Genomic DNA, 10,348 nt, shown 5'->3' on the forward strand with positions numbered 1-10,348 from the left:
GCGCCAGCAGCGGGATCGCCAGCATGATAACCATCAGCAGCAGTAAAAAGCCCTTCAGCGTGCCGGAAACCGAGCGGTCGGCAAATTTTCCGCCAAGATAGTTGCCCAGGGAGAAGCCGACGCCAATCAGCACCAGCATCGCGGTGACGAACAGCGGCGAAGCGTGGGTAATGGTATGCAGCACCGGAGAAATATAGGTATAGAGGGTGAACATCGCCCCGGCCCCGAGCACGGTGGTCAGCAGCGCGGAGAGCACCTGCGGCCGCATCAATACCGCCAGCTCCTCCTTCACGTTTGGCCGCTCCCCTGCGCTGCCTCTTGGCAGCGACAACCACAGGCTGACCATCGCCACCAGGCCAAGACCCGCCGTGGCGAGGAAGGACATGCGCCAGCCGATGGTCTCACCGAGCCATGTCGCCGCCGGAACGCCGCCAATATTGGCGATGGTCAGCCCCATAAACATGGTCGCTACCGCGCTGGCCTGCTTGTGCTTAGGAACCACGCTCGCGGCGACCACCGACCCGAGGCCGAAGAAGGCGCCGTGGTTCAGGCTGGTGATAATGCGCGAGAGCAGCAGCGTGGTGTAATCCGGCGCCATTGACGAGAGGACGTTGCCAAGGGTAAAAATAGCCATCAGGAAAATCAGCGCGCTGCGGCGCGCGCGGTGCGAGAGCAGCAGCGTCATCAGCGGCGCCCCGACCATCACGCCGATGGCATAGGCGCTGATCAGCATCCCCGCGGCGGGAATGGATACATCCACGCCTTTGGCGATAACCGGCAGTAGTCCCATCGGGGAAAATTCGGTCGTACCAATACCAAACGCCCCAATGGCCAGCGCTAACAGGGGAAAGTTGATCTTCATGCAATGACTCCAGCAGACCGTCCTCAGCGACGGTATCTCATCAGAAGCCAAAAGCATGACATCAATCACAGAAAAACAAAAGTAAACGAAATGGCAAAAGATTTTTGCGAATTTGATAATAATGCGCGGAAATAAGGGGAAAGGATCCTCTCCCCCGAAAAAATTAGTGCAGTACGGCGGTCAGCCCTGCGGCCACGATCAGGCCCAGAACAATAATCGTCGTGGTCAGCGAAAACTTTAAATCTGTATCCATCAATTTTCCCCCTGATTATCCCCACAAGAAAAGTGAGCCTGCTCATTTTTGCACAATATTGTATAAAAATCTTCTGAGATTTAGGGTGATGCACATTTTTACTCTTCCCCTTTGCCGCAAGATCGGACAAAATCCCACGCTAATTTGAAAGCGTATCGGCCATTGACCCCTTCCTGTCGTTCTGTGTCGTTTCCCGACGTGATGCAATGTTGAACATTGCGCTCAGGGTGTGTATAGGCAAACGTTTCCGTATCGATAATCAGACGATCAGGTCAAGGTCTGGAGAGAGAAGTAATGGCAACAATTAAAGATGTAGCGAAGCGCGCAAACGTTTCCACTACAACAGTTTCACATGTAATTAACAAAACCCGCTTTGTCGCTGAAGAGACGCGCAACGCGGTATGGGCTGCCATCAAAGAGCTGCACTACTCTCCGAGTGCGGTGGCGCGCAGCCTGAAGGTTAATCACACCAAATCGATCGGTCTGCTGGCCACCAGCAGCGAAGCGGCCTATTTCGCCGAGATTATCGAGTCCGTTGAGAAGAGCTGCTTCCAGAAGGGCTACACCTTGATTCTCGGCAACGCCTGGAACGATCCGGAAAAGCAGCAGGCCTACCTGTCAATGATGGCGCAAAAGCGCGTCGACGGCCTGCTGGTGATGTGCTCTGAATACCCGCAGTCGGTGCTCTCCATGCTCGAAGAGTACCGCAACATCCCGATGGTGGTGATGGACTGGGGTGAGTCCAAGGCCGACTTTACCGATTCGGTTATCGATAACGCCTTTGAAGGCGGCTATATGGCCGGTCGCTACCTCGTTGAGCGCGGCCACCGTGAAATCGGCGTGATCCCGGGTCCGCTGGAGCGCAACACCGGCGCCGGCCGTCTGGCCGGTTTTATGAAAGCAATGGAAGAAGCGCAGATTAGCGTCCCGGAAAGCTGGGTGGTTCAGGGCGACTTCGAGCCAGAGTCCGGCTACCGCGCAATGCAGCAGATCCTCAGCCAGCAGCATCGTCCGACCGCCATCTTCTGCGGCGGCGACATCATGGCGATGGGGGCGATTTGCGCCGCCGACGAAATGGGCCTGCGCGTGCCGCAGGATATTTCGCTGATTGGCTATGACAACGTGCGCAACGCCCGCTACTTTAGCCCGGCGCTGACCACCATTCATCAGCCAAAGGACTCTCTCGGCGAAGCCGCCTTCAATATGCTGATGGACCGCATCGTTAACAAGCGCGAAGAGTCGCAGTCTATCGAAGTCCACCCGCGGCTGGTCGAGCGCCGCTCGGTGATCGACGGCCCGTTCGTCGACTACCGCCGCTAATCCTGCCGGGCGTCGGCTATTCCGGCGCCCTCAGCCACTCCCGATTTAACGTTTCGCTGTCGCCAAGATAGTCCAGCAGCCAGGAGAGCGCCGGCGAGATATCGCTCTGCTGCCAGGTCAGACAGCAGGCGGCGTCCGGGAACGGATTTTCCAGCTCCAGCGCCGTCCACTCGCCGCTGTCGATCCGCGGGCGGGCGAAGTGTGACGGCACCATGCCGATGCAGAGCCCGGCCGACAGGCAGGTTGCCGAGGCGTCCCAGTCCGGCACCACCACCCTCTTCTGATTATCCAGCAGCCACGTCGTGCGCTTCGGCAGCGATCGTGACGTATCTTCCCTGACCAGCGACGGCCAGTTGCGCAACGTGTCATCGCTCAGCGGGCCGCTCATTTTCGCCAGCGGATGGTGGCTGGCAACTACGCAGTGCCAGCTCAGCATGCCCATATCGCGAAAGGCGTAGCGTCCGCCGACCGGAATCGAGCGGGTCGCGCCGATGGCCAGCTCCACGCGGCCGTCGGCCAGCGCGTCCCAGACGCCGTTAAACACTTCCTGAAAGACAATCAGCTCGACGTCCGGAAAGTGGCGATAAAAATCGACAATCATCTGCCGCATCCGCGCCGGCTTAACGATATCGTCAACCGCAATTGAGAGCTGCCCGCGCCAGCCGTTGGCGATCTGCTGGCACTGGCGGCGGGTGATCTGCATTTTTTTGATAACAGAACGCCCTTCCTGTAAAAACCACACGCCGGCGGGGGTGAGCTCCACGTCGCGATGGCGGCGCTCAAAGAGCGGAACGGCCAGCCACTCTTCGAGCTGACGCACGGTGTAGCTGACCGCCGAGGGTACGCGATGCAGCTCCTGAGCCGCTGCGCTAAAGCTGCCGTTGCGCGCAACCGCATCAACCACTTCAAGGGAGTATTCGGACCACATATTCTGCCTGCAAATTTTTTGAACGCATGTAACAAATATTAGCGTTTCACAAGCCAGAATGCACTCCCTACACTCTGCGGCATCTTACCTGCATCAGAAGAAAGAGAACTTTATGCAACAACCTGGGAAAGGATTTTTGGTTTGGCTGGCGGGCCTCAGCGTGCTCGGCTTCCTGGCAACCGATATGTATCTGCCGGCGTTTTCGGCTATCCAACAGGATCTGAATACTTCGGCGGCCTCGGTCAGCGCCAGCCTGAGCGTATTTCTCGCCGGTTTCGCCCTTGGCCAGCTGTTCTGGGGCCCGGTATCCGATCGCTATGGGCGCAAGCCGGTGCTGCTCAGCGGCCTGGCGATCTTCGCCGTCGGCTGCCTTGGCATGCTGTGGGTCGAGGACGCGACCCTGATGCTGGCGCTGCGATTTGTGCAGGCCATCGGCGTCTGCGCGGCGGCGGTCACCTGGCAGGCGATGGTTACCGACTATTATCCTGCCCAGCGCACCAACCGCATATTCGCCACCATCATGCCGCTGGTGGGCCTCTCCCCGGCCCTGGCGCCGCTGCTCGGCAGCTGGCTGCTCGCCCATTTCGACTGGCAGGCTATCTTCGCGACCCTGTTCGCCATCACTCTGCTGCTGATGCTGCCTGCATTACGCCTCAAGCCGGTGAGCAAACCCGATAGCAGCACGCAGAAAAAGCTCACCTTCCTGGCGCTGCTGCGCTCGCGCGAATACAGCGGCAACGTGCTGATCTACGCCGCCTGCTCCGCCAGCTTTTTCGCCTGGCTGACCGGTTCGCCGTTTATTCTGCACGACATGGGCTACGGGCCAACCGCCATCGGCCTGAGCTACGTGCCGCAGACTATCGCCTTTTTAATCGGCGGATACGGCTGTCGTGCGGCGCTGCAGAAATGGCAGGGACAGCAGCTGCTGCCGTGGCTGCTGGTCGTTTTTGCCATCAGCGTTGCCGCCACCTGGCTGGTGGGCCTGCAGCAGGATGTCTCCATCGTCGCGCTGATGGCCCCCTTCTGCGTGATGGCTATCGTTAACGGCGCCATTTACCCGATTGTCGTCGCCCAGGCGCTGCGGCCGTTCCCTCAGGCGACGGGTCGCGCCGCCGCGCTGCAGAATACCCTGCAGCTCGGACTGTGCTTCCTGACCAGCCTGCTGGTGTCGACGCTGATTGCCACCCCGCTGCTCACCACCACCAGCGTGATGCTGGCCTCCATCGTGCTGGCCGGACTGGGATATGCGATGCAGCTGCGGAGCGCCCGTCTCAGCACCCAGTCGTCACATGCATAGAATGGTTTCAATGATGTTAAGGTCCAGTAATTAGCCTGCTAATATGTTTTTATTGAAAGCCTTAAAATAGGGGCCTATACTGGATCCCGTATCACATAAATAGAAAGTTTATCGATATTAACGGGGGCAGGACGCCTCCCGTTTCACCATGGAAGGCCTTTCGGCAAGGGTTATCTCCCTTCCTCTGTTCTACGTCGGATAGCAGCTTCACGGATTTTCCGTGAGATTTCTCACAATGCCAAAAAAAGCGTCTACGCTGTTTTAAGGTTCTGATCACTTGGGCGTGATGGAGAAGCTATGAGTTCATCGTGTATAGAAGAAGTAAGTGTACCAAATGACGACTGGTACCGAATTACAGCTGAGTTGCTCGGTCGTGCGGGTATTGAAATTAATGGCCCCGCTCCCTCCGATCTACGGATAAAAAACCCCCTCTTTTTTAAGCGCGTGCTGCAGGAAGGGTCTCTGGGGTTAGGTGAAAGTTATATGGACGGCTGGTGGGACTGCGAGCGTCTGGATATTTTCTTCCACAAGGTGCTGCGCGCCGGGCTGGAAAAGCAGCTTCCCCGCCATCTCAAAGATACGCTGCGTATTGCTGCCGCTCGCCTGTTCAATCTGCAAAGTAAAAAACGTTCCTGGATAGTCGGCAAAGAGCACTACGATCTCGGCAACGACCTTTTTAGTCAGATGCTCGACCCCTATATGCAATATTCCTGCGCTTACTGGAAAGAGGCGCAATCTCTGGAAGAGGCTCAGCAGGCTAAATTAGATCTTATTTGCCGTAAGCTGCAGCTTGAACCGGGGATGCGGGTGCTGGATATTGGCTGCGGCTGGGGCGGTCTGGCCTATTACATGGCAAAAAATTATCACGTTAGCGTGGTTGGCGTTACCATTTCTGCCGAACAGCAAAAAATGGCCCAGCAGCGGTGTGAGGGATTAGACGTCACTATCCTGTTACAGGACTATCGCGACTTACATGATAGTTTTGATCGCATTGTTTCCGTCGGTATGTTTGAGCACGTGGGGCCGAAAAACTACGCCACCTATTTCGATGTCGTCGATCGGAATATGAAAGCGGACGGTCTTTTTTTACTGCACACCATCGGTTCAAACAAAACGGACCTGAGCGTCGATCCGTGGATCAATAAATATATCTTCCCTAACGGCTGCCTGCCGTCGGTTCGCCATATTGCAAAAGCCAGCGAAACGCATTTCGTGATGGAAGACTGGCACAATATAGGCGCCGATTACGATACCACGCTGATGGCCTGGTACGAGCGGTTCCTCGCCAGCTGGCCGGATATTGCCGATAACTACACCGAGCGCTTCAAGCGCATGTTTAGCTATTATCTGAACGCCTGCGCCGGCGCCTTTCGCGCGCGCGATATTCAGCTGTGGCAGGTGGTATTTTCTCGCGGCGCCGAGAGCGGCCTGCGCGTAGCGCGCTAGATCCTGGATAAACCGCTGTGCCGATGCCGGTCCGTGGCTTCACTGACCGGCATTTTTTCGCGCTATTACTCTTCCTTCGCCTTTTGCACGGCCTCTTTCGCCGCCAGCACCCGCTCAACGGTATCGACCACCGCCTGCGTCTGCGGGTCAATCTCGATATTGACCCGATCACCCAGCTTTTTCGCCCCCAGCGTGGTGCGCAGCAGCGTTTCCGGAATCAGGTGCACGCAGAAGCGCGTTGGCGTGACTTCGCCAACCGTCAGGCTAATGCCGTCAACGCCGATAAAGCCTTTATACAGAATGTACTTCATCAGCGCCGGGTCCTGGACCTTGAACCAGATCTGGCGGTTATTTTCCGAGGTCAGGATCTTAACCACCTCCGCGGTGGTCATAATATGGCCGGACATCAGATGGCCGCCAATTTCATCGCTGAACTTTGCCGCGCGCTCAACGTTGACCACGTCCCCCTGACGCACGGCGCCGAGGTTGGTGATGCGCAGGGTTTCTTTCATCAGGTCAAAACTGATGCGCGCGCCGTCGATCTCGGTGACGGTCAGACAGCAGCCGTTATGTGCGACCGACGCGCCGGTTTCCAGTCCGTCGAGCATGTGCTCAGGCAGTTCCACCACGTGGGTACGAAAATTGGGCTTCTCATCGATGGACACCACTTTAGCGGTCCCCTGCACAATGCCAGTAAACATGCTTTGCTCCTGTAGAAATGGCTCACAATATATTAATCGGGAACAATAACAGGTGGTAAATAAGGTTGCCAGCACGCATCGTGCCCTACCATTTTTTCACTGGCTTAATGGCTAATCCTCGCTACAATAGACTGGCTAATCCCCCTGCTTTTTCTTCTTGCTGCCATTAACGGCGGCTTTTTTAGTCTCAAAATAACAACAATATAAAGGTGTACAGGTGCAGAAGTACTTCATTGAAGCGCGTCAGTTGTTAGCACTGGCTATTCCCGTCATCCTTGCGCAGGTGGCCCAGACCTCAATGGGCTTCGTCGATACCGTCATGGCGGCCGTCGCCATCGGTACCTCCATCTGGCTGCCGGCGATCCTCTTCGGCCACGGCCTGCTGCTGGCGCTAACGCCGGTCGTCGCGCAGCTCAACGGCTCCGGGCGCCGTGACCGCATTGCGCACCAGGTACGCCAGGGCTTTTGGCTGGCGGGGTTCGTCTCGGTGCTGGTGATGGTGGTGCTGTGGAACGCCGGCTATATCATCAGCTCAATGCATAATATTGATCCGGCGCTGGCGGATAAAGCCGTCGGCTACCTGCGCGCGCTGCTGTGGGGGGCTCCGGGCTACCTCTTCTTCCAGGTTGCGCGTAACCAGTGCGAAGGCCTGGCGAAAACCAAGCCGGGGATGGTCATGGGCTTCATCGGCCTGCTGGTGAATATCCCGGTCAACTACATCTTTATCTACGGTCATTTCGGCATGCCGGAGCTGGGCGGCGTGGGCTGCGGCGTGGCAACGGCATCCGTGTACTGGGTGATGTTTTTCAGCATGATCGCCTGGGTGCGTCGGGCGCGCTCAATGCGCGATATTCGGGGTGCCGAGGGATTCAGCAAGCCGGATTTTGCCGTCCTCAAGCGCCTGGTCCAGCTCGGGCTGCCGATCGCCCTGGCGCTGTTTTTCGAAGTGACACTGTTTGCGGTGGTTGCGCTGCTGGTTTCTCCGCTGGGCATTGTCGATGTCGCCGGCCATCAGATTGCGCTTAACTTCAGCTCGCTGATGTTCGTTTTACCGCTGTCGCTGGCGGCGGCGGTCACGATCCGCGTCGGCTTTCGCCTCGGTCAGGGCTCAACCCTCGATGCGCAAACCTCCGCCAGAACCGGCGTCGGCGTTGGCGTCTGCATGGCCGCGATCACCGCGATTTTCACCATCCTGATGCGCAAACAGATCGCCCTGCTCTACAACGACAACCCGGAAGTGGTGGTGCTGGCCTCCCAGCTGATGCTGCTGGCGGCGATATATCAGATCTCCGACTCCGTCCAGGTCATCGGCAGCGGGATCCTGCGCGGCTATAAGGATACGCGCTCAATCTTCTTTATTACCTTTACCGCCTACTGGGTTCTGGGACTGCCGAGCGGCTATGTGCTGGCGTTAACCGATATTGTCGTCCCGCGCATGGGGCCTGCCGGCTTCTGGTGCGGGTTTATTATCGGCTTAACCTCCGCGGCAATCCTGATGATGCTGCGGATGCGCTTTCTCCAGCGTCAGCCGTCGAGCGTCATTTTACAGCGCGCAGCGCGCTAGCCGGCAGCGGCGCCCCGTTTTCGGGGCCCCGTTTCTCAGCGATAGCCGGGCCCGCGCGGGCCCAGCGCCTCTCTCAGCGCCTCGACAAAGCATTTGATTTTGGTCGTTCGTCGGCGTCCTGCCGGCACCAGCACGTGCATCGGTCGCGAAGGGCCGGAAAACCCCGATAAAACCTGTACCAGCCTGCCCGCCTCAACCTCAACTCTCAGCACCTCTTCCGGCCCGAGGGTGATGCCGTGCCCGGCGAGAGCGGCGTTCATCAGCGCCTTCCAGTCGTTCGAACGGAAGCGCCCGGCGGGTTTAACCTCCACCGTGGCGCCCTCCCTGGTGAACTGCCAGCGGCAGGCGTTCATGGCCGACCAGTGGCCGTAGACCAGGCAGGCGTGGTGCTGCAGATCCGCCGGCGTCTGCGGCTCGCCGTGGCGCAAAATATAGTCAGGAGAGGCGCAGGCTATTAATCGGTAGGGGCGCAGCGGCCAGGCAACCATGGTGCTGTCGGCCAGCTCGCCAATGCGTACGATCACCTCGAACTCCTCTTCTATCGGATCGACGATGCGGTCGCTGAGGGTCAGCTCAACCTGCACCTCGGGGTAGCGGGCGAGATAGTCGGTGATAAACGTCGAGAGCGCATGTGAACCAAAGGTAACCGGCGCATTGACTCTGATAATTCCGGAGGGAGTCGCCTTCATCTCCAGCGCCAGCGCGTCGGCCTCGGCGACTTCGTCCAGCACCACGCGGCAGCGCTCATAGTAGCTGCGGCCGATATCGGTCAGGGTTTGCCGCCGCGTCGTTCGCGCGATGAGCGAGGTGCCGAGATGCGCCTCGAGGGCCGCTACGTGGCGGGCAACCATCTGCGGCGACAGCTGCAGCTGCTCGGCGACGGCGGCAAATGAGCCGGTTTCTGCCGCCTTGACGAAAACCTTCATGCTGGTGAGCTGATCCATGATTCACTCATTTTAGTTGTTTATCATGCAACCATCTTACGATTTATCTTCTGTGAAGAGGGAATTAAATTTATTCCCTCAACGAGGCAATTTGTCAGGAGTTAAAGATGAAGATCGGAATAATAGGCGCCGGATTTGTAGGACGTTCCATCGCTAAGCTTGCGCTGCAGGCCGGCCACGACGTGATGCTCAGCAACTCACGGGGACCGCAGACGCTGTTCAGCCTGGGGCCGATGATCGGCTGCCGGGTGGGCAGCGCGGACGAGGCCGCCGAATTTGGCGAGGTGGTGGTGATTGCCGTCCCCCTCAGCGCCGTCAGCGCGCTGCCGGTCGCCGGTATTAACAATAAGCACGTTATCGATGCGGTCAATTACTACCCGCAGCGGGACGGCGACATTGCCGAGCTCGACTCCGGGCAAACCACGACCAGCGAGCTGCTGGCGCGGATCCTGCCCGCCGCCAGAATCACCAAAGCCTTCAACGCCATCCCGATGACGCAGCTGGAAAGCGATGGCCTACCGGCCGGGGCGGAAAATCGCCGGGCGCTGCCGCTGGCGGGCGATGACGAAGAGGGGAAAGCTATCGCCGCCGCGCTGTACGACGCCTTTGGTTTTGATGCCCTTGACGTCGGGCCGCTCAGCGAAGGATGGCGCTTTGAACGCGGCACGCCCGCCTACTGCGTCCCGATGAGCAAACGTGAGCTCGCCGCGACGCTTGCCCAAACGTCGCGCGGCTAATCACGGCCCACTCCGCTAACGCTTCCTCGTTAGCGGAACCCCCTTATGCCCTCCCGCAGCCTGCGCTGTACATTCGGTTACCTGCCGATACCAAACACTCACTGAACTCGCGCCATGACCGGCATATAGTTGTTTCAACAGCCCCGCAGTGGGGTTAACTGAAGAAACATTTTCGAGGATATCAGAATGAAAAAAGTATTAGCTCTGGTCGTTGCCGCTGCTATGGGTCTGTCTTCTGCTGCTTTCGCTGCTGATGCGGTAAGCACCACTCAGGCTCCGGCTGCTGCAACTCACAG

Annotated in this window: 11 protein-coding genes; 6 read left to right on the forward strand and 5 right to left on the reverse strand. The window is 58.3% G+C overall.

Translation table 11 applies throughout. From position 1 onward, the window contains the following. On the reverse strand, positions 1 to 862 hold an 862-nt coding region (locus tag PFH44_RS20835; protein WP_283826017.1), incomplete at its 3' end, for an MFS transporter. 163 nt (positions 863 to 1,025) lie between these two features. After that, positions 1,026 to 1,115, reverse strand: a complete 90-nt coding sequence (gene cydH, locus PFH44_RS20840) for a cytochrome bd-I oxidase subunit CydH (RefSeq protein ID WP_004862736.1) — start codon at positions 1,113 to 1,115, stop codon at positions 1,026 to 1,028. A 294-nt stretch (positions 1,116 to 1,409) separates the two neighbouring features. Between cydH and purR the strand changes: the two genes are divergently transcribed. Then, positions 1,410 to 2,435 carry an HTH-type transcriptional repressor PurR gene (gene purR / locus PFH44_RS20845; RefSeq protein ID WP_045858607.1) on the forward strand — a complete coding sequence of 342 codons (1,026 nt, stop codon included), beginning with the start codon at positions 1,410 to 1,412 and terminating at the stop codon, positions 2,433 to 2,435. A 16-nt stretch (positions 2,436 to 2,451) separates the two neighbouring features. Here purR and punR read toward each other — a convergent pair whose 3' ends face one another. After that, positions 2,452 to 3,363, reverse strand: a complete 912-nt coding sequence (gene punR, locus PFH44_RS20850) for a DNA-binding transcriptional activator PunR (protein ID WP_123708176.1) — start codon at positions 3,361 to 3,363, stop codon at positions 2,452 to 2,454. Positions 3,364 to 3,475: 112 nt separating this feature from the next. On the opposite strand from punR, the gene punC reads away from it, so the two are divergent. Together punC and cfa are read left to right on the forward strand one after the other, a co-directional pair. Beyond that, positions 3,476 to 4,660 carry a purine nucleoside transporter PunC gene (punC, locus tag PFH44_RS20855; protein WP_283826018.1) on the forward strand — a complete coding sequence of 395 codons (1,185 nt, stop codon included), beginning with the start codon at positions 3,476 to 3,478 and terminating at the stop codon, positions 4,658 to 4,660. A gap of 297 nt (positions 4,661 to 4,957) precedes the next feature. Beyond that, positions 4,958 to 6,106: a cyclopropane fatty acyl phospholipid synthase gene (gene cfa, locus PFH44_RS20860; protein WP_045858614.1), complete on the forward strand. Its 1,149-nt coding sequence runs from the start codon at positions 4,958 to 4,960 to the stop codon at positions 6,104 to 6,106. A gap of 65 nt (positions 6,107 to 6,171) precedes the next feature. On the opposite strand, the gene PFH44_RS20865 is transcribed toward cfa, so the two are convergent. Continuing rightward, the gene (locus PFH44_RS20865) at positions 6,172 to 6,807 is read right to left on the reverse strand and encodes a riboflavin synthase (RefSeq protein ID WP_045858616.1); all 636 of its coding nucleotides are present in this window, start codon (positions 6,805 to 6,807) and stop codon (positions 6,172 to 6,174) included. Positions 6,808 to 7,024: 217 nt separating this feature from the next. Between PFH44_RS20865 and mdtK the strand changes: the two genes are divergently transcribed. Continuing rightward, a complete protein-coding gene (gene mdtK / locus PFH44_RS20870; RefSeq protein WP_283826019.1) occupies positions 7,025 to 8,371 on the forward strand; it encodes an MdtK family multidrug efflux MATE transporter in 1,347 nt (448 codons plus the stop codon). Between the two features lie 35 nt (positions 8,372 to 8,406). Here mdtK and PFH44_RS20875 read toward each other — a convergent pair whose 3' ends face one another. Next, positions 8,407 to 9,315, reverse strand: coding sequence for a LysR family transcriptional regulator (locus tag PFH44_RS20875; protein ID WP_283826020.1), 909 nt, complete (start codon positions 9,313 to 9,315; stop codon positions 8,407 to 8,409). Positions 9,316 to 9,422: 107 nt separating this feature from the next. On the opposite strand from PFH44_RS20875, the gene PFH44_RS20880 reads away from it, so the two are divergent. Both PFH44_RS20880 and asr read left to right on the forward strand, forming a co-directional pair. Then, positions 9,423 to 10,052 (forward strand): NADPH-dependent F420 reductase, encoded by a 630-nt coding sequence (locus PFH44_RS20880; RefSeq protein ID WP_283826022.1) that lies wholly within the window; start codon positions 9,423 to 9,425, stop codon positions 10,050 to 10,052. 186 nt (positions 10,053 to 10,238) lie between these two features. Then, positions 10,239 to 10,348: acid resistance repetitive basic protein Asr (gene asr / locus PFH44_RS20885; RefSeq protein ID WP_159870743.1), on the forward strand; the 110-nt coding region annotated here is incomplete at its 3' end.

The sequence above is a fragment of the Klebsiella sp. Ech2A genome (assembly GCF_030078455.1).
GTDB lineage: Bacteria > Pseudomonadota > Gammaproteobacteria > Enterobacterales > Enterobacteriaceae > Klebsiella > Klebsiella terrigena.